Annotated in this window: 16 protein-coding genes and 1 rRNA gene; 1 reads left to right on the plus strand and 16 read right to left on the minus strand. The window is 43.9% G+C overall.

The window, feature by feature from the left end:
• Nucleotides 1-3 precede the first annotated feature (3 nt).
• The 8 genes from rlmB to IFO66_RS20365 form a co-directional block, all read right to left on the minus strand.
• Nucleotides 4-747, minus strand: a complete 744-nt coding sequence (gene rlmB / locus IFO66_RS20330; protein ID WP_192026884.1) for a 23S rRNA (guanosine(2251)-2'-O)-methyltransferase RlmB — start codon at nt 745-747, stop codon at nt 4-6.
• A 58-nt stretch (nt 748-805) separates the two neighbouring features.
• Nucleotides 806-1,309, minus strand: a complete 504-nt coding sequence (locus IFO66_RS20335) for a Mini-ribonuclease 3 (protein ID WP_192026885.1) — start codon at nt 1,307-1,309, stop codon at nt 806-808.
• Between the two features lie 17 nt (nt 1,310-1,326).
• On the minus strand, nt 1,327-2,769 hold the full coding sequence (cysS, locus tag IFO66_RS20340; protein ID WP_192026886.1) for a cysteine--tRNA ligase: 1,443 nt from the start codon (nt 2,767-2,769) through the stop codon (nt 1,327-1,329).
• Nucleotides 2,766-3,524, minus strand: coding sequence for a serine O-acetyltransferase (cysE, locus tag IFO66_RS20345; RefSeq protein ID WP_192026887.1), 759 nt, complete (start codon nt 3,522-3,524; stop codon nt 2,766-2,768). The genes cysS and cysE overlap by 4 nt, the downstream gene beginning before the upstream one ends.
• Nucleotides 3,525-3,955: 431 nt before the next feature.
• The gene (gene gltX / locus IFO66_RS20350; RefSeq protein ID WP_192026888.1) at nt 3,956-5,416 is read right to left on the minus strand and encodes a glutamate--tRNA ligase; all 1,461 of its coding nucleotides are present in this window, start codon (nt 5,414-5,416) and stop codon (nt 3,956-3,958) included.
• 58 nt (nt 5,417-5,474) lie between these two features.
• Nucleotides 5,475-5,948: a 2-C-methyl-D-erythritol 2,4-cyclodiphosphate synthase gene (gene ispF / locus IFO66_RS20355; protein WP_192026889.1), complete on the minus strand. Its 474-nt coding sequence runs from the start codon at nt 5,946-5,948 to the stop codon at nt 5,475-5,477.
• An 82-nt stretch (nt 5,949-6,030) separates the two neighbouring features.
• Nucleotides 6,031-6,738 (minus strand): 2-C-methyl-D-erythritol 4-phosphate cytidylyltransferase, encoded by a 708-nt coding sequence (ispD, locus tag IFO66_RS20360; RefSeq protein ID WP_192026890.1) that lies wholly within the window; start codon nt 6,736-6,738, stop codon nt 6,031-6,033.
• A 43-nt stretch (nt 6,739-6,781) separates the two neighbouring features.
• Entirely contained in the window at nt 6,782-7,870 is a 1,089-nt protein-coding gene (locus tag IFO66_RS20365; RefSeq protein WP_192026891.1) for a PIN/TRAM domain-containing protein, read from the minus strand.
• Nucleotides 7,871-8,093: 223 nt separating this feature from the next.
• Here IFO66_RS20365 and IFO66_RS20370 point away from each other — a divergent pair, with 223 nt between their 5' ends.
• Entirely contained in the window at nt 8,094-8,489 is a 396-nt protein-coding gene (locus tag IFO66_RS20370; RefSeq protein ID WP_028595101.1) for a nucleoside triphosphate pyrophosphohydrolase family protein, read from the plus strand.
• 123 nt (nt 8,490-8,612) lie between these two features.
• Here IFO66_RS20370 and pssA read toward each other — a convergent pair whose 3' ends face one another.
• The 8 genes from pssA to rrf form a co-directional block, all read right to left on the minus strand.
• On the minus strand, nt 8,613-9,338 hold the full coding sequence (gene pssA / locus IFO66_RS20375) for a CDP-diacylglycerol--serine O-phosphatidyltransferase (protein WP_192026892.1): 726 nt from the start codon (nt 9,336-9,338) through the stop codon (nt 8,613-8,615).
• A gap of 54 nt (nt 9,339-9,392) precedes the next feature.
• A complete protein-coding gene (gene disA, locus IFO66_RS20380; RefSeq protein WP_192026893.1) occupies nt 9,393-10,472 on the minus strand; it encodes a DNA integrity scanning diadenylate cyclase DisA in 1,080 nt (359 codons plus the stop codon).
• Nucleotides 10,473-10,488: 16 nt separating this feature from the next.
• The gene (radA, locus tag IFO66_RS20385) at nt 10,489-11,856 is read right to left on the minus strand and encodes a DNA repair protein RadA (RefSeq protein WP_192026894.1); all 1,368 of its coding nucleotides are present in this window, start codon (nt 11,854-11,856) and stop codon (nt 10,489-10,491) included.
• 431 nt (nt 11,857-12,287) lie between these two features.
• On the minus strand, nt 12,288-14,756 hold the full coding sequence (clpC, locus tag IFO66_RS20390) for an ATP-dependent protease ATP-binding subunit ClpC (RefSeq protein ID WP_192026895.1): 2,469 nt from the start codon (nt 14,754-14,756) through the stop codon (nt 12,288-12,290).
• Between the two features lie 71 nt (nt 14,757-14,827).
• Nucleotides 14,828-15,904: a protein-arginine kinase McsB gene (locus IFO66_RS20395; protein WP_192026899.1), complete on the minus strand. Its 1,077-nt coding sequence runs from the start codon at nt 15,902-15,904 to the stop codon at nt 14,828-14,830.
• Nucleotides 15,905-15,935: 31 nt separating this feature from the next.
• Entirely contained in the window at nt 15,936-16,490 is a 555-nt protein-coding gene (locus IFO66_RS20400; RefSeq protein WP_192026896.1) for a protein-arginine kinase activator protein McsA, read from the minus strand.
• A gap of 96 nt (nt 16,491-16,586) precedes the next feature.
• Nucleotides 16,587-17,051, minus strand: a complete 465-nt coding sequence (locus tag IFO66_RS20405) for a CtsR family transcriptional regulator (RefSeq protein ID WP_192026897.1) — start codon at nt 17,049-17,051, stop codon at nt 16,587-16,589.
• Nucleotides 17,052-17,731: 680 nt separating this feature from the next.
• Nucleotides 17,732-17,848, minus strand: a 5S ribosomal RNA gene (gene rrf, locus IFO66_RS20410).
• Nucleotides 17,849-17,854: the final 6 nt, after the last annotated feature.

Consider the following 17,854-nt stretch of genomic DNA (forward strand, 5'->3'; position numbering starts at 1 on the left):
AGGTCACCCCCGGCGACGACGCACAACCTCATACATGAATATTCCCGCTGCAACCGACGCATTCAAGGAGTTAATCTGTCCAGCCATCGGAAGCTTCAGCAATACGTCGCAAGATTCGCGGATAAGACGTCCCATTCCCTTATTCTCATTGCCAATTACGAGTGCAACTGGAGAATCAAACACATTCGTGTCATATAAATCTTCACGTGCTGACACATCTGTTCCAACGACCCACACTCCACGCTCTTTTAGATCAGCGATAGTCGATGCTAAGTTCGTTACTCGCGCTACTGGTACATATTCAACAGCACCAGCAGAAATTTTCGATACAGTAGCCGTCAAGCCAACGGAACGGCGCTTCGGAATAATAACCCCGTGAACTCCTGTACAGTCAGCCGAACGTAAAATAGAACCTAAATTATGAGGGTCCTCTATCTCATCCAAAATAAGCAAAAACGGCTTCTCTCCGCGCTCTTCTGCACGAGCCAACAGCTCGTCCACTTCGAAATAAGCATATGCCGCAGCTTGAGCAACTACACCTTGATGCTGTATTCCCTCAGCCATTTGATCTAGCTTACGCTTATCTACAAATTGAACGACAACACCTGCTTTTTTCGCTTCCGCAATAATTGGCTGTGTTAAATGTTTTTGTGCCTGCTCAGCAATCCATATTTTATTGATCGTTCGACCGGAGCGAAGCGCCTCTGTTACGGAGTGCTTCCCGGCAATGAGTTCTTGTTCTTCCATCGTGTATATCCTCCTAGCTATTACATCGTTCTAATTTAACATTTCAAATCATTTTTCTCTATTTACTATCGTCGAGAACGACGGCTTCTGACTCCTTAATAGAAACATCCTCTTCAGACATCATCAGTTCCACTAACTCACGGAGTCGTTCCACCCGCTTCTCGTAATACAAATACCCAAACAAAGCTTCTAACGCAGTAGCTTGCCGATATTCATTTACGTTAGCACTCTTTGGTACATTGGATTTCGTATTGCGTCCTTGGCGCACGACATCTGCCTCTTCTTCAGACAAAAACGGCACAAGTTTCTGTAAGTTGCGAGCTTGCGCCTTAGCAGACACCAGCTTAATCGACTCACGGTGTAGATGGTTCGGCCGATGATTGGCCTGTGAAATCACATATTGGCGCACAGCCATCTCGTATACCGCATCTCCGATGTACGCAAGTACAATCGGATTAAGCTGCTTTGTATCTTTAGAAGGACGATAAGGGAACAGCCAATCCAGCTGTCCCGCTTCTATCTGTCCCAGCTGACGTTCTTGCTGTTGCTGTTCATCTGACATCGTCAACTGCACTCCTTTCACGCCCGCTTCCAGCGAACACCTTGCGGTGTATCTTCAAGTACGATACCACGCGCCGTTAATAAATCGCGAATCTCATCCGCACGAGCCCAATTTTTTGACTGGCGAGCTTCGATTCGATCTTGAATCAACTGATCAATTTCTGCATCGAGCAATTCTTCTTGTTCTACTACAATTCCTAGCACCTCATTCATTGCATCGAATGCATCAATGAGTGCAAGCAGATCAGCAGCTTGTAGCGTGTTAGCATGTGCGTGCTGTTGTGCCCATACATTTGCTTCTGTAGCCCACTCAAACATCGCTGTTATCGCATCGGCCGTGTTAAAGTCATCCTGCATTTTTGCATCAAATGTCTCAAGAATGTTTGCCAATTTCACTTGGAGATCTTCATTCGGTTCTCCATGGCTAGACACATCTCCCGCTTCATCATGTACAGATACACCCAGGGATTGCAAAGCATGCTTCACATTTGCTACTGCATTTTCTAGACGCTCAACCGATTTTTCTGCCTGTTGTAACGCTTCAGCGGAGAAATTCAACGGATTGCGGTAGTGAGTAGCTAAAATAAAGTAGCGAAGTGCATTCGGCTTATATGCCTTAACTAATTCTCTAACAAGCACACCGTTCCCAAGCGACTTCGACATTTTTTCATTGTCCATATTAATATAGCCATTATGCATCCATACGTTAGCCAAAGGCTTGCCTGTTACGGCTTCGGACTGCGCTACTTCGCACTCATGGTGTGGGAACGCCAAGTCTTTACCGCCGCCATGTATATCAAGCGTGTCACCAAGGTAACGACGAGCCATTGCCGAGCATTCGATATGCCAGCCAGGACGACCTTCTCCCCATGGACTACTCCACGAAATTTCACCTGGCTTAGCGCCTTTCCACAGTACAAAGTCTTCTTGACTTTCCTTACGCTTATCCACTTCGATACGAATACCGAATTGCAACTCGTCAATCTTTTGGTGTGATAGCTTACCATACTCTTCAAACTGCTTCGTACGGAAATAAACATCCCCACCGGACTCATAAGCAAAGTCTGTCTCCACTAATTTAGAGATAAACTCAACAATTTCTTGAATATGCTCCGTTACACGTGGGTTAATCGTTGCACGGCGAATACCTAGCGCATCGCAATCTTCCAAGTAAGCTGAGATAAATGTGTCGGCTACTTCATTAACCGTAACATTCAACTCTTGAGACTTCGTAATCAGTTTGTCATCAACATCCGTAAAGTTCATCACATATTGTACATCGTATCCGATCGTCTCTAAGTAACGACGTACCACATCAAACACCATAGCAGGCCTTGCATTACCAATGTGAATATAGTTGTATACAGTCGGACCGCACACATACATTTTTACTTCTCCCGCTTTTTGCGGCGTGAAGAGCTCCTTCTCACGTGTCATCGTATTGAATATGTTTAGTGTCATATCTGCTTTACCTCCTTCAAGTCGGGTTGTCCCGTACTACTGTGTATTGACTGTTTAATCGTTTTATCATGTCTCGCTTCATTCACCAAAGACCCCGAGCTGTTCACTTGTATATGCTGGCGCATCTGTTCAAGTTCCGCCTTCAATCCAGTTATCTCATCTTCCATTGAACGGAGCATGTCGATAACAGGGTCAGGCAGCTGTGTATGATTCAAGCGATCAATTTTAATTCCATTTTGCTTAACGATACGTCCCGGATTACCTACCACTGTACAATTGGATGGTACTTCTCTCAGCACAAGTGAATTCGCACCTATATTAGAATTATCCCCTACTGTAAAAGAACCAAGCACTTTCGCACCGGAACCGATAACAACATTGTCGCCGATTGTAGGATGACGTTTGCCTTTTTCTTTTCCTGTACCACCAAGAGTAACCCCTTGATAAATAACAACATCATCACCGATAATACAAGTTTCTCCGATGACAACTCCCATACCATGGTCAATAAACAACCTTTCTCCGATCGAAGCGCCTGGGTGTATTTCAATTCCGGTCATAAATCGGCTCACTTGAGAAATCATCCGAGCAACCGTAAACCAGCGGCGTCTAAAAAACCAATGTGCAACTCGATGAGCCCATATCGCATGCAATCCTGAGTAGGTAAACACAACTTCGAACTTACTACGTGCAGCTGGATCATTCTCGAATACTGTCTGTATGTCGGACTGGATTAGCTTTCGTATACGTCCCATAATTTGTACATTCTCCCCCTGAACCGCCATTTTGTATGGTTGGTCATAAAAAAAACGCCCCTGTAGCTATGCTACAGAGACGCGACGCGTGGTTCCACTCTGTTTGGATCGGAGATAACTCACCAATCCCACTCCTGCGTTCTGTAACGTGAACGACTCGTCATTCTTTACCTTAAGCCTTTCTCCTTAAACAAAAAAAGATGGCTTATATCAAAAATGAAGCTTCCGGGTGCAATGCATACAATTAGCATGAGGTCATTCACACCTTACGAATCATGCTTCGTAAAAGACCCTCTCTGAACATGCCATTTACTTGTATACTCTCCCGTTCAACGCTATTTCAATTATTCATACTATTTCATTTCGTGTATACATCAGTATACGAGAAATGATCTTATCTTGACAATCCTAGGATTGCAAAAGCTAGTGGATTATGCAGATACTCCATTTTGCAGGCGCTTCAATACCGTTTCACGACCAAGCAAAATAATCGTCTCATTCAAATCACGACCGTGCATTTGTCCAGAAACCGCTACGCGCACAGGCATAAACAACCCTTTGCCTTTTGCACCTGTTTCCTTCTGCACTTCTTTCAATGCACCTTTTACAGTTTCAACATCCCAAGTAGATGCCGCATCCAGCTTGCCATGCAAAGCTGCAAGTACAGTTGGCACTTGTTCCTCGGACAATACTGCTTGTGCTTCCTCGTCAATTACTAATTCATCACGGAAGAACAAATCAGACAATTCCACGATATCTGAAGCGCAGTTCATCTGCTCCTGATAAAGCTTCACGAGCGCTTTTGCCCATGCTGCTTGTTCTTCGCTAAGCGATTCAGGCAGTTTTCCTGCTTTCTGAAGATGCGGAATAGACATGTCCGCAATGCGGTCCGGGTCTGCTTTTTTCATATACAAGTTGTTCAAGTGCTTCAGCTTGTTCGTATCGAATACAGCCGGACTCTTAGAGAGACGGTTTGCATCGAAAATTTGAATAAGCTCTTCACGCGAGAACATCTCTTCTTCGCCTTCTGGAGACCAACCAAGCAATACGATGAAATTAAACATTGCTTCTGGCAAATAGCCAAGTTGATCATATTGCTCAATAAACTGAACGATAGACTCATCACGCTTACTTAGCTTCTTGCGATTTTCATTTACGATAAGTGTCATATGGCCGAATATTGGAGGCTCCCAACCAAGCGCTTCATAAATCATTAACTGACGAAGCGTATTCGTAATATGATCCTCTCCACGGAGAACGTGAGACATTTTCATCTCATAATCATCAACAACGACAGCAAAGTTGTACGTTGCAATACCGTCTTTCTTAATGATGACCCAGTCTCCCGTTGTATCGGACTCGAATGTAATTTCACCTTTAACAACATCGTCAAATGTGTACGAGCGACCTGCTGGTACTAAGAAACGAATGCTTGACTCACGGCCTTCTGCTTCAAGACGAGCGTGATCGTCAGCTGTTAAATGACGGCAAGTGCCAGCGTATTTAGGCGTTTCGCCGCGCTCCATTTGAGCATCGCGCTCTTGCTCAAGCTCCGATTCCGTACAATAACATTTAAAAGCAACACCACGGTCCATTAGCTCTTGCGCATACTTACGGTACGTTTCCAAACGCTCAGTCTGACGATATGGACCGAAGTCACCGCCAACATCAATACTTTCATCCCACTCGATACCGAGCCATTTCATATATTTGAACTGGCTTTCTTCCCCACCAGCTACATTACGCTTCACGTCTGTATCTTCAATACGAACGATGAACTTCCCGCCATGACGGCGAGCGAATAAATAGTTAAACAACGCTGTGCGTGCATTACCAATATGCAAGTGTCCTGTAGGACTAGGTGCATACCGGACGCGGATGTCTTTTGTCATTTATGTATCCCTCACAATATGCCTTATTTTCATCGTACCATCATATCATACCGCTGTCTTAGCGGACAAGACAGATAACCGCTTGCGCAGCAATCCCTTCGCCTCTACCTGTGAAGCCTAACTTCTCGGTAGTAGTCGCCTTCACATTAACTTGCGAAGTCTCAGCGTCTAGTACACGCGCTAAATTTTCAACTATTGCTGGAATATGCGGCAGCATTTTAGGGGCCTGAGCGATAATTGTGCAGTCTACATTACCCAGACGGTAACCACGCTCTTTAGCTAAATTCCACACATGCTCCATCAATTTCATGCTATCTGCATCTTTAAAGGCCGGGTCCGTATCCGGAAAATGTTTACCGATATCTCCTAGTCCCAGAGCACCAAGCACTGCGTCACTAACCGTATGCAGCAATACATCTGCATCAGAGTGCCCGAGCAATCCCTTCTCGTATGGAATATGAACGCCTCCAATAATACATGGACGACCTTCTACTAGCTGGTGAACATCGAAACCTTGTCCTACTCGAATCATCGTGTCCCTCTCCCTTTTCCTTAACCTGATTAATTATTACAATTGCTAATTCACCGTTACAGCGTAGATGAGAAAGCTATTGCTAACTTCCCCGATTTAAGCGACGCTCAAGCCACCATTCTGCCCAATCCAAATCCTCTGGAGTAGTCAGCTTAATATTGGTATAGCTGCCTTCCACAACATGAACAGGAATACCAATCTGCTCAACGAGAACTGCATCATCGGTGCCAAGTCTGTTCGCAGCATTCGCTTCATCATGAGCTCTGATTACATCCTCAAGACGAAAAGCTTGTGGGGTTTGAATCGCCCACAAGCTGCTCCGATCTGGGGTAGCCGTAATGACTCCCGCTGCGTCCACTTGTTTAATCGTATCTTTAACAGGCACACCCAGCACAGCAGCACGATGTTCGACTGCACCTTGGCAGCAAGCAAGAACATGCTTCTCTTCCACAAAAGGACGTACCCCATCATGAATTAGCACAATTTGCACACCTCGCGCCTTAGCCGCCTGTAGTCCCGCATATACAGAATGCTGACGTTCTGTACCGCCGCTAACGATGTCCCTTACTTTACTCAACTGATATTGCTCAACCCACTGTTGGCAGCGTTCACTGTCATGTGAAGAAGTGACAAGCACAATCGTCTCACATTGAGACATCTGCTGGAACCGCTCTAACGTATGAATGAATACTGGCTTGTCCTGCAATTGTAAAAATTGCTTACTTTCCGCAGTACCCATGCGCGTCCCTTTACCTGCCGCTACAACAACAACTCCGAAACTTTGTTGCATGGTTAACGCCCTCCATGGTGATAATAACATCATCATACCTGTTTTACTGGGCTTTTTCCAACAGTTTCGGCTTAGCAAATATCATACGACCCGCAGAAGTCTGCAATACACTGGTCACCAGCACTTCCATCGTGGTCCCGATATAATCACGTCCACCTTCAACAACAATCATCGTACCATCGTCAAGATAAGCAACACCCTGCCCATGCTCCTTACCGTCTTTTATAACTTGAACCACAATTTCTTCTCCAGGTAGTACAACAGGTTTAACGGCATTAGCCAAGTCATTAATATTAAGAACCGATACCCCTTGCAGTTCGCACACTTTATTCAAATTAAAATCATTTGTAACCACTTTGCCTTTTAACAGTTTTGCTAACTTAACAAGCTTGCTGTCTACTTCTGAAATTTCCTCAAAGTCGCCTTCGTAAATAAGCACTCTAACTTCAAGTTCTTTTTGGATTTTGTTCAAAATGTCTAATCCTCTACGCCCACGATTACGTTTAAGCAAGTCAGAAGAATCAGCGATATGCTGTAGTTCCTCTAATACAAACTCTGGAATAACAATTGTCCCTTCAATAAATCCTGTCTTGCAAATGTCTGCAATACGGCCATCGATAATAACGCTCGTATCCAAAATTTTATGCTCTTCAAAATCGGTGCTCGAACGTTCATCTTCTCCTTTTTTGGGAAGACGTACAGATGCTAACCATGAAGCTGCTTCATCCAGTTTCCACGTCGACATTTGAACACCGGCAATCATACATCCTACTGTAATTATCGTTGCAGCAAGCTGACCTATAACTCCAAAATGGCTCAATAATGGCACGAGCAGCGCCGACACAGAGAGACCTACTAAAAGTCCGCATGTATAAATCAAAATATGTGGTGTAGACATTTCTGCTACTCTTTCGCGAAATAGACTCCACCAATGCTTAACAGGAGAAGCGAATGCCTGACAAAGCACTATCCCTATTACCGAGCCCCCAAAGGCCCACATGATCCGACCTGACGTCCAACCTCCCGCTACTGCTGACCACTGCATCGTTTGAACCGACATGCTGTTGTATAATTCCATCCCGCCCCATGCCCCAAGCAAGCCGGCCAATATCACAACAATTCGTTTAATCATGAACGTCCACCTCCTAGCTCCAATGTATATTCTTTACAATTATGACCCAAGTAACCACGTCCTAATCCATTCGCTTTGCTTTTTACGAAGAGTCACAGTTGAAAAATGGCAATTATTAGTCTTATAATGGTGGAGTAGTATGCATCCGTTCAACCTTAACGATTCGTGCCACTCCTTACTATAAGAGGTTGGCACCATAACAAGAATAGAGGTGGAATTGCACATGAGCACTCCCAACTTGCAAGCATTTCAAGACCAAGTCGCCGATTTGCTGTTACGTCATCGCAGTTTGTTAGACGTACTATCCAAATACGGCCAATCCGATGCTTCTGTAAATCGTGCTGTAACGAAAGCAATTACGGAATGCGGTTGTTTGGAGCTACACGCCAAAAGGCAGCCATACAAAGAAGAAATGAATCTTCACGAGGCGAAACACAGTATGGAAAGCCATGTAAAAGGTCAATTATGTGAGCATTGTACAGAAGTGATACGCTCTGAGCTAGGAAAACATCTATTCTATATGTCTGCCCTATGTAACTTACTGGACATTCAACTCGAAGATGTCGTGAAGGATGAAGCAAAGAAGTGCCAAACGTTAGGTATATTTAACTTGTCATAATGAGCTTTCGCTTTCGCAACGACCGCTATGCTAAGGGCATAGCGGTTTTTTTGTATGCAAGAACAAAAAAGGTGCTTACCTCATCCTTTTCAGATGAAATAAGCACCTTTTCGTATACCGATTTTATAAATGTTTCGATACTGTATCTTCGGAATCCACTTGTGATTTTCGACGACGCATCAGCATTCTAACGTTTTTTTTTAAGCCGAGCAGCGCGTATAGAACGAGCGGCACGAAAATAAGTACTGGCATTTGCTCCGGCTTCCATAGAGCAAGACCGACAGCAGCCGCAATAACAAACGGCGTAATCCAGATTGCTTTCTTAGGAATACCGATCTTCTTAAAGTTCGGATAACGCACTGTACTTACCATTAGGTAGGATACAAGCAGCATTGCAATCAATAAAAATGTTGTGGAAATATCATTATGGAATAATGCTAATGTACAGATAACGCCACCCGCTGCTGGAATTGGCAAGCCGATAAAATAACCAGGAGTGCCCTCAATCACGTTAAAACGAGCTAAGCGAAGCGCACCGCAAATTGGGAAAATAGCTGTTACAATCCACGCTATAGCTGGATTCACATCCGTCAATGCAGTCACGTACATAATAAATGCTGGTGCAACTCCGAATGATATGACATCGGAAAGTGAATCAAGCTCCTTACCGAACTCACTTTGTGCATTCAATGCACGTGCTACACGTCCATCCAAGCCATCCAATAGCATAGCTATAATGACCATGAGCGCAGCCAGATTATACTCCTGATCAAACGCAAGCATAATGGATATAATTCCGAGAAATAAGTTACCAATGGTAAACAAGTTCGGAATAGACTTTGTAATCATAGATTCACCTCTAATTATACTATGCCCAACGTTCGTGAATTCATTGTAGGTAAACTAAATTTGCCTGTCAATGAAAACCTGCTCCTGAATTCGTTTGAGTCCTTCTTTGATGTTGCGTGCTCTTACCTCGCCAATGCCGTCTACTTCGTCCAATTCCTCAATTGTTGCACTAAGCACATGAGGAAGCGTTGTGAAGTTGTCGACCAAATTCGTAATAATAACATTAGGAAGGCGTGGAATTTTATTTAAGACACGATATCCACGAGGCGAGATCGACTCATCGTGAGCAGCGCTCGTAACTGGGTATCCAAGAAGTCGGATCAAATAATTCGTATCAAGCAGTTCGTCAGCTGTGCATTTTTTTAGTTGATTCAATATTTCTTTAATCTTCTCATCGCTGTTGTCACGTGCATAATCCTTCAAAAGAAGCCAAGCATCATCTTCTGTATTGCTCACTAATTCTTCAAGCTGCATGCTAATGAGTCGGCCTTCGGTACCTAGTTCATTAATATATCGCTTGATCTCCAATTTAATACGTAATACCATCTCAGTTCGTTGCATAACATTCACAACTTCTTGTAAAGTAACCAATTCTTCGAATTCAGACGCAGATAAATTAGTCAGTCCTTGCATCAATACCGCTCTATACTTCTCAAGTGTCTGAATCGCTTGGTTAGCCTTTGTTAAAATAACGCCAATTTCTTTCAAAGCATATCGAAGACTGCCCTGATACAGGGTAATCACATTGCGTCGTTGAGAAATGGACACAACTAGTTTACCTGTTTGTTTAGCTACCCGCTCCGCGGTACGATGGCGAATCCCCGTCTCAATAGATGGGATCGACGAATCCGGAATAAGCTGCGTATTTGCATATAGTATACGCTTTAAATCCTCACTTAAAATGATTGCTCCGTCCATTTTCGCAAGCTCATACAAATAACTCGGTGAAAAATCACAGTTAATGGAGAATCCCCCATCAACGACTTCCATCACCTCAGGGCTATAACCAACAACGATTAGTGCCCCTGTCTTAGCACGTAACACGTTCTCCAAACCATCGCGAAAAGACGTTCCTGGAGCAACCATTTTAAGCAGATCGTTCATAATATCCAGCTGATTATCTTTGACACTCATCTTTGATTTGAGCCCCCTAACCTAACGCTGCTGTCAATGCTTCTGCAACGGTATTTACACCTACAATCTCAATATGCTTAGGCGGAGTCCAGCCTCGTAGACTCTTCTCCGGCATAATAATTCGTTTAAATCCTAATTTCTCTGCTTCCTTCACGCGCTGTTCAGCACGTGATACCGCCCTTACTTCACCTGTTAGTCCCACTTCGCCAATAACCACATCGAATGGCTGCGTTGGCATATCACGGAAGCTGGATGCGATAGCAATCGCAATGGCTAAATCAACCGCTGGTTCATCCAAACGTATGCCGCCAGCAACGTTAACATATGCATCTTGATTCTGTAAAAACATCCCCATACGCTTCTCTAATACAGCAATGATAAGAGCAAGACGATGATGATCAATACCTGTGGCAGTACGTCGTGGAGATGGAAAGTTTGTCGCTGCTACAAGTGCCTGCATCTCTACGAGAACCGGTCTTGTACCTTCGAGGCTAGCGACAACGATTGATCCTGCGACACCAAGTGGACGTTCCTGCAAAAACAGTTCAGATGGATTTTTGACCTCTACAAGACCACTCTCAGTCATATCAAATATGCCAATTTCATTCGTTGATCCAAATCGATTTTTAACCGCTCGCAAAATACGATACGAATGATGACGCTCACCTTCAAAATACAACACACAGTCAACCATATGCTCCAATAAACGAGGGCCAGCTATGGCTCCTTCTTTGGTCACATGTCCGACAAGTACAGTAGCGATCCCTTTTCCCTTTGCAATCCGCATAAATGTACTTGTGCACTCTCTTACTTGCGCGACACTACCCGGAGCCGATTCGACGGAAGGTTGGAATACCGTTTGGATCGAATCGATGACGAGGAAATCAGGTTGCATAGCTTCAATGGCTTCTTCTATGTGCTGTAGGTTTGTCTCGCTAAGCACAAATAGCTGGTCAGACAAAGTACCTAACCGATCAGCTCGGAGCTTTGTTTGGCGCATGGACTCCTCACCAGACACATACAATACCTTTAAGCCGCTCAATGCAATCGCATTGGAAGTCTGAAGCAGTAACGTAGATTTACCAATACCAGGGTCCCCACCGACAAGAATGAGTGAGCCTGGTACAACTCCACCACCCAGTACACGATTCAATTCGGACATCGTCGTACTTATGCGTGGTTCACGCCCACTTTCAATATGTATGATCGGTTGTGGAATTTCTTTCGTTTGAGCGAAGGAAGACTTCATCCCCTTTGTTTTTACAACGGTTTCTCGTTCCTCCACCATCGTATTCCATTGGTTACACCCCGGACATTTCCCCATCCATTTAGGCGATTCATATCCACAGTCTGTACAGAAAAATTTTGTTCTTACTTTAGCCATAAAACCTACAACTCCTGTCCTCATCCTATTTTCCGTGTCTTGATGTGGAATTAGTCAGAGGCAGATGGCTACTTTCCTGCACAAAACACTTGCACGGAGCAATGATAATGCTTCTTTTATTTTTATCGACATCATCCAACTCGATTATGAATAATGTGCACAATTGTTATCCTTTTTTGTAGGAAAACGACGAATATCCTAATATACTCAAGTTTACCATTTTTGCAGGAGCGTGGAAAGGCAAGTCAATAAAAAAGGACACAGTCTGTTGAAATTAACAATCAAATAAAGAAAGAAAAATAAAAAAACCTCCAAGAGCACGGTTTAAGGCGGCTCTTGAAGGTTCTAATTGTTAACTAATTAGTGACTGAAAGTAAGGTTGTAAACCGAACGTTACACGCAGCTAGCTTAGACTATAACATACATTTCGCTTACTTTTGTGATGGCTCAGGCTCTTTCTCACTTTGCCCTTCTTGTGACTGATGAATAACGCGTAATTCCCCGTCTTTTTCATCAATCGAAACGGAATCGCCTTTAGAGATGTTACCGCGAAGCAACTCTTCAGAAAGACGATCTTCAATATGCTTCTGGATCGCACGACGTAAAGGTCTTGCTCCATAGGCAGGATCGTACCCTTCCTTCGCTAAGAATAGCTTCGCTTTCTCAGTAAGCTCAAAGTGAATGTCTTGTTCCTTAAGACGCTTGCTTAAGTCATCAGCCATTAAGCTAACGATTTCAGCAATATGCTTCTCTTCTAGAGAATGGAACACGATAATCTCATCAATACGGTTCAAGAACTCAGGACGGAAGCTCTTTTTCAACTCGCCCATCACTTTGTCCTTCATAGTGCTGTAGTCTTTCTCGCTATCCGTACGAGCTGTAAATCCTAATGTAGAATTGCGTTTGATTGCCTCAGCACCAACGTTGGAAGTCAAAATAATAAGCGTATTGCGGAAGTCAACAACGCGGCCTTTGGAATCCGTCAAACGGCCATCCTCAAGCACCTGTAACAAAATGTTGAACACTTCTGGGTGTGCCTTCTCAATCTCATCAAGAAGTACGACAGAATACGGTTTGCGGCGTACTTTCTCTGTTAATTGGCCACCCTCTTCATAACCAACATAACCCGGAGGAGCTCCGACAAGACGCGCTGTAGAGTGCTTCTCCATATACTCAGACATATCGATACGTATAACAGAGTTCTCATCACCGAACAATGATTCTGCTAGTGCACGAGCAAGCTCCGTCTTACCTACACCTGTTGGTCCAAGGAAGATGAACGAGCCCATTGGACGTTTCGGATCTTTGAGACCAGCACGAGCACGACGGATCGCACGGCTCACTGCCTTAACTGCTTCATCTTGCCCGATAACACGCTCATGGAGGATGGATTCCATATTCAACAGTCGCTCAGTTTCTTCTTCCTTAAGCTTGAGTACAGGAATTCCAGTCCAGCTCGCAACGATATGCGCAATATCTTCTGGCGTTACTTCAGAATCTAGTCGACCTTGCTTCTCTTTCCATTGATTGCGCACCGTTTCCAGCTCTTCACGCATCTTTTGCTCCGTATCACGAAGTGCAGCAGCTTTTTCAAATTCTTGGCTCTGTACAGCAGCATCCTTTTCTTTGCGAATATCCTCTAGACGCTGTTCCAGTTCCTTCAAATTTGGTGGAACCGTGTAGGAATTCAAGCGAACTTTGGAGCTCGCTTCATCAATAAGGTCAATCGCTTTGTCAGGCAAGAAGCGATCTGGAATATAACGATCGGACAATTTAACGGCCTGTAAAATAGCCTCATCCGTTATTTTCACACGATGGTGAGCTTCATAACGGTCACGTAGACCCTTAAGAATAAGAATGGCTTCTTCTGGTGTCGGCTGATCCACTGTGATCGGCTGGAAACGACGTTCCAGAGCAGCATCCTTCTCGATATATTTGCGGTACTCATCCAACGTAGTTGCCCCAATGCATTGTAATTCACCACGAGCCAATGCCGGCTTCAAAATGTTAGAAGCATCAATAGCTCCTTCTGCACCGCCTGCACCGATAAGTGTATGCAGCTCATCGATGAATAAGATGATATTTCCTGCTTGGCGAATTTCGTCCATAATCTTTTTCAGGCGATCCTCAAACTCACCCCGATACTTCGTACCAGCAACAACGGAGCCCATATCCAGCGTCATGACACGTTTATCACGAAGCGTCTCTGGAATTTCATTGTGGATAATTTTCTGTGCCAATCCCTCTGCTACAGCGGTCTTACCGACACCTGGCTCCCCGATAAGAACTGGATTGTTCTTCGTACGTCGACTTAGTACTTGAATAACACGCTCAATCTCACGGCTGCGGCCAATGACAGGATCGAGGTTACCCTCTTTTGCACTAGCCGTCAAATCACGAGCTAGACTATCCAATGTTGGCGTGCTCACATTCTGAGGAGAACCGTGATGGCTCGACACTGCTTCACTACTGCCAAGCAACTGCAGCACTTGCTGACGTGCTTTGTTCAGGCTGATGCCAACATTGTTCAGCACACGTGCAGCTACGCCTTCTCCTTCTCTAATAAGACCGAGCAAAATATGCTCTGTTCCCACATACGTATGACCAAGTTTGCGTGCTTCATCCATCGATAACTCGATAACTTTCTTTGCACGCGGTGTATAGGCGATATTAGTCGGTTGCTCCTGCCCACGACCAATAAGTGATTCTACTTCATCCTGAATTTTTTCTAGTCCTAATCCTAGGGCAACAAGAGCTTTCGCTGCGATGCCTTCCCCTTCACGAATAAGACCAAGCAAAATATGCTCTGTGCCAATATTATTGTGTCCAAGACGCATAGCTTCCTCTTGAGCTAATGCGAGTACTTTTTGCGCTCTTTCCGTAAATCTACCGAACATCATATTGTTGCACCTCCACATGAATATTTGTTGCCATGTCTAAGCTAATTTGTACTAAATGATCTAAATGCTCACTACTCTGCGATAGCTCGTTTGTTCCCCAACGTATCGCGGATCAGTCGTGCACGATAAATATCGCGTTCATCAGCACTCATTGGCTTCTTATAAATATGCTGCAGGAATCCTGGTTGGGTCATTACTAATAATTCATTCAACGCGGTTCCCGTAACATCCTTCAACATTTCTAAATCTGCACCGAGTCGAATATCGGACAGTCGTTGCGAAGCTTCTTTTGAATCTATTACGACTGCATGCTTCAATATGCCATAAGAACGGCAAATCCGATCCGTCAATCGAGTATTACTTTGCTGGATCAGTTGCTCGCGTGCCGATTTTTCATGTTCAATAATCTGCTTTACTACTCCATACAGATTATCAATAATTTCGGACTCTGACTGACCAAGCGTAATTTGGTTCGAAACCTGAAATAAATTCCCCGTTGCTTCGCTACCTTCCCCGTACAAACCTCGTACAGCGAGTCCTACTTGAGCAACAGCTTGCAAAATACGATTAATCTGCTGCGTAAGCACAAGGGCAGGCAAGTGCATCATTACCGAAGCCCGGATCCCTGTACCCACATTTGTCGGACAGCTTGTTAAATACCCTCGCTTTTCATCAAAGGCGTAGTCCACCTGTGCTTCGAATACGTCATCAATCCGACTTGCCTCATTCCATGCCTCATGTATTTGTAAACCCGGGTACAAACATTGAATACGTAAATGATCCTCTTCATTCAGCATAATACTGACCGATTCATCATCCTTTAATAGAAGACCACCATTCCGAGACTCATTCGCCAAGTTAGGACTAATCAGATGTTTCTCGACTAATACCTGTCGCTCCATATCAGTAAGCTCAGTCAAAGAAATAGTCTGGAAATGTCCCAACTCCGCAAAGTCTGGAGATTCTGTTACCTTCGTTAATCGAGAAAGCGATTCGGCCGACTGCTGATTCGTCGCAAGCAGCGGAAATGGTAGACCATTCAAGTTCCGGGCAATCCGTATTCGGCTGCTGATGACGATATCCGAGTCAGGTCCTGTGCCTCTCATCCAATCGCTTACTGGCTGCTCCATAAAAGAATGATTGGACATATGCTCTACTCCTCCTTGCTCGTTTCCACGATTATTTCGCTTCGGCTTCACCCGATAAATCCTGCTCAATTTTTCGAATCTCATCCCGCAGTTGAGCTGCCGTTTCAAATTGTTCTTGTTGAATACTTAGCTGCAGCTTCTCACGCAGCGCAATTAACTCACGCTTACGCTGCATAACAATACCGTTTCGCTTCGGTATTTTACCAACATGCACAATATTGCCGTGAACTCGCTTCAAAAGCGGATCCAAACGGGAAGCAAATGATTTATAACAAGCATCACAGCCAAAACGACCCATTTTACTGAATTGTGAAAAAGTAAGACCACAGTGATCACAGCGCATCACTTCTTGCGTAGATTTAATTCCATATAAGCCATTCTGTAATTGACTATTGCCATTTGTCATATCGAAGTCTAACAAGCCCGATAACAAGTTGTGAATAGAGAAGCCATTAGGTGCTCCAGGTATTAATTCACCTTTATCACGAGCACAGCTCTCACAGATGTGAAATTCTGTTTTTTCACCATTAATAATCTTCGTGAAATGTAAAGTAGCAGATTTCTGTCCGCATTGCTGACACATCATAGCCTCGTTCCTCCTTCTGACCCGATACTATGTGAACTAGTATCTTATCCGTATTGATTACGTAAAGTGAACGTCTGTGTCCTTGTCAGTCTGCAACTACGATTTACCAAGCAGAGCCACCAGCATAGCACGCAATAACTTTGCACGAAGCTCATCTCGATAAGGTAGTTTAAGCATCAAGTTGTCTCGAGCAATTGCCGCCCGTAACAAACTCGCCTCACGTTGGGAGATAATTCTAGCCTCTTCCAGTTGATATATGATCCCTTCCGCTGTCTCTTGACTGATGCAATCACCAATCGTATCGCAGACATGAGCGTGTATCGCATGCTGCGCTGGTAGCTCTATACGCTGAATTCGGATGTAGCCACCACCACCACGCTTACTTTCAACTACGTAGCCTTTTTCTAATGAAAATCGAGTACTGATAACGTAGTTAATTTGAGAAGGAACACAAGAAAATTGCTGGGCAAGGTCGTTGCGCTGAATCTCTACAGCCCCTTCTTGACTATTCAGCAACAAAACTTTCAGATGCTGCTCGATCAAGTCGGAAATGTTACGCAATTAACTCCCTCCTTTCTGAGCATCTATAATTAGGTTTAACCATTTTTGACCTATTTTTATTCGACTTTGATTATATTTCATTGACTTTGACTTTCTTTGACCTTGAAATTATTATATCAGAACGGATCGTTCTTTGCCAATCGTTTGTTCTAAAAAATCGAAAATATCCACAAATGGTCAACCCTGTGGCACATGTTAGCTAAGTACTATTCAATATATGATGGCGCTTACAATTCATCCTAGTATTACTACTATAGTTATAGTCTTAAAGACTCTATGCTTCACAATATTGCTTGGCACGTACTTTCAATTAACATAGCCCTAACTGATCACATACTATTAGAAAATGATTTGTGGATAAACAAGCAAGAAACAGTCTATTTGTGGGATAGGATTAGTATATCTTTGTGAACAAATCACAACATTTCCACAGAACGTTAACAAGAGGTGGATAATTATATGAATAACATTAATAATCAACTACATAAATGAAGTGAAGATACAAGATTCTTAGGTTTCGGATGGAACTTATGCACATGTGGAAAACAGAGGAGAAGCTATCAAACTACTTGTATCTGTGTATAGAAGATGAATATCCAAGTGGCATGAGCAATTTGTTAATATGTTGTACATAAAATTAGAAAACAAAAACCCACTGAATACCTCAGTGGGTTTTCTTCGCTTGGCAACGTCCTACTCTCCCAGGACCCTGCGGTCCAAGTACCATCGGCGCTGGAGGACTTAACGTTCGTGTTCGGGATGGGTACGCGTGGAACCCCTCCGCCATCGTCACCAAACATGAT

The organism is Paenibacillus arenosi, assembly GCF_014841135.1.
In the GTDB taxonomy this organism is placed as follows: Bacteria; Bacillota; Bacilli; order Paenibacillales; family Paenibacillaceae; genus Paenibacillus_B; species Paenibacillus_B arenosi.

Excerpts from the sequence above, each read along its gene's own strand:
- rlmB (WP_192026884.1), bottom strand. The coding sequence starts at position 747 with ATGGAAGAACAAGAACTCATTGCCGGGAAGCACTCCGTAACAGAGGCG.
- IFO66_RS20335 (WP_192026885.1), bottom strand. The coding sequence starts at position 1,309 with ATGTCAGATGAACAGCAACAGCAAGAACGTCAGCTGGGACAGATAGAA.
- cysS (WP_192026886.1), bottom strand. The coding sequence starts at position 2,769 with ATGACACTAAACATATTCAATACGATGACACGTGAGAAGGAGCTCTTC.
- cysE (WP_192026887.1), bottom strand. The coding sequence starts at position 3,524 with ATGGGACGTATACGAAAGCTAATCCAGTCCGACATACAGACAGTATTC.
- gltX (WP_192026888.1), bottom strand. The coding sequence starts at position 5,416 with ATGACAAAAGACATCCGCGTCCGGTATGCACCTAGTCCTACAGGACAC.
- ispF (WP_192026889.1), bottom strand. The coding sequence starts at position 5,948 with ATGATTCGAGTAGGACAAGGTTTCGATGTTCACCAGCTAGTAGAAGGT.
- ispD (WP_192026890.1), bottom strand. The coding sequence starts at position 6,738 with ATGCAACAAAGTTTCGGAGTTGTTGTTGTAGCGGCAGGTAAAGGGACG.
- IFO66_RS20365 (WP_192026891.1), bottom strand. The coding sequence starts at position 7,870 with ATGATTAAACGAATTGTTGTGATATTGGCCGGCTTGCTTGGGGCATGG.
- IFO66_RS20370 (WP_028595101.1), top strand. The coding sequence starts at position 8,094 with ATGAGCACTCCCAACTTGCAAGCATTTCAAGACCAAGTCGCCGATTTG.
- pssA (WP_192026892.1), bottom strand. The coding sequence starts at position 9,338 with ATGATTACAAAGTCTATTCCGAACTTGTTTACCATTGGTAACTTATTT.
- disA (WP_192026893.1), bottom strand. The coding sequence starts at position 10,472 with ATGAGTGTCAAAGATAATCAGCTGGATATTATGAACGATCTGCTTAAA.
- radA (WP_192026894.1), bottom strand. The coding sequence starts at position 11,856 with ATGGCTAAAGTAAGAACAAAATTTTTCTGTACAGACTGTGGATATGAA.
- clpC (WP_192026895.1), bottom strand. The coding sequence starts at position 14,756 with ATGATGTTCGGTAGATTTACGGAAAGAGCGCAAAAAGTACTCGCATTA.
- IFO66_RS20395 (WP_192026899.1), bottom strand. The coding sequence starts at position 15,904 with ATGTCCAATCATTCTTTTATGGAGCAGCCAGTAAGCGATTGGATGAGA.
- IFO66_RS20400 (WP_192026896.1), bottom strand. The coding sequence starts at position 16,490 with ATGATGTGTCAGCAATGCGGACAGAAATCTGCTACTTTACATTTCACG.